Source organism: Clostridium bornimense (assembly GCF_018917145.1).
Taxonomy (GTDB): domain Bacteria; phylum Bacillota; class Clostridia; order Clostridiales; family Clostridiaceae; genus Clostridium_AN; species Clostridium_AN bornimense_A.
In genome coordinates this window covers 1-1,078 of sequence record NZ_JAHLOD010000125.1, presented here as the reverse complement: position 1 = coordinate 1,078, position 1,078 = coordinate 1, and the positions used below count along the sequence as shown (strand labels likewise).

The following is a 1,078-nucleotide window of genomic DNA, read 5'->3' as shown; positions in this document are numbered from 1 at the left end:
GACATTTAGGAGTAATTCTATACAGTCTATATAATTTCCAGTAATCTTTAGCATATTGTAGTGAATTTTATTACTGGAAATACATATTAAATTCACTACAAAATTAATTATACGAGGAGATGAAAGCATGAAAAGAAAAGAAAACTATCTTACAAAGGTTTTGTTTATATTTTATATCCTTGCATTAATATGGATAATTCTATTTAAAATGCAATTTAGTTTTAAAGGATTGGTTACATCTAGAAGTATTAATTTAATTCCATTTGGAGAATCTATGATGGTTAATGGAATGATTGATGTAAAAGAAATCATAGCCAATGTACTTATATTTATTCCTCTTGGTATTTATATATCTATGTTAAAAAGTGAATGGACATTTATCAAAAAAGTTGGTACAGGCTTTATAATTAGTTTTGCCGTTGAAATATTACAATTTATTTTTGCAATTGGGGCATCAGACATAACAGATATTATAGGAAATACATTAGGTGGGATTATTGGAATAGGTATATTTTATGCCTTCTATAAAGTATTTAGAGAGAAGGCAACAAAAATAATAAATGTAGTAGCACTGATATTCACTGTTTTAATTTCTGCAGGAATTGGATTTATACTTATAGTAAATATGTAACTTATTTCAATAAAAAAGCTGTCACTTAAAGGTGGCAGCTTTTTACAAGTTAAAAGTATATCTATTCTTAGTAGTTAATACCAGCAGGCTTTATGTTTTCTTTGTCAGATTGAGAACATGGAGTAACACCATATGTCATTTTGCAATTTGGACATACGCTTACGAATGTTTCCATAACGAACTCTTCTCCACATGAGCATGTAATTACATGAGGAGTAGATAATCTCATGTCTGCCTTTCCTTTTTCTCTTACTCTATCAACAATAGCTTTTCCGTCTTTTTCATGTGTTCCGCAACCACAACTCATAATTGACCCTCCTAGAATATTTAGATAGTGTAAAGTTTATTTACACTTCTTTCTTTAAAAATCTTTATATATCAAGGTTTTAGAAGTTTTTTTGTATAAAAAAACAACGACCCCCTGATTTCTATGTTAAAATTGAATCT

The 1,078-nt window shown here is 28.4% G+C and carries 2 protein-coding genes; one reads left to right on the top strand and one right to left on the bottom strand.

The genetic code is table 11. The features are described 5' to 3' along the window. Positions 1-127 precede the first annotated feature (127 nt). On the top strand, positions 128-631 hold the full coding sequence (locus KQI30_RS16825) for a VanZ family protein (protein WP_216464490.1): 504 nt from the start codon (positions 128-130) through the stop codon (positions 629-631). 67 nt (positions 632-698) lie between these two features. On the opposite strand, the gene KQI30_RS16820 is transcribed toward KQI30_RS16825, so the two are convergent. Next, the gene (locus tag KQI30_RS16820; RefSeq protein ID WP_216464489.1) at positions 699-938 is read right to left on the bottom strand and encodes a hypothetical protein; all 240 of its coding nucleotides are present in this window, start codon (positions 936-938) and stop codon (positions 699-701) included. Between the last annotated feature and the right edge of the window lie 140 nt (positions 939-1,078).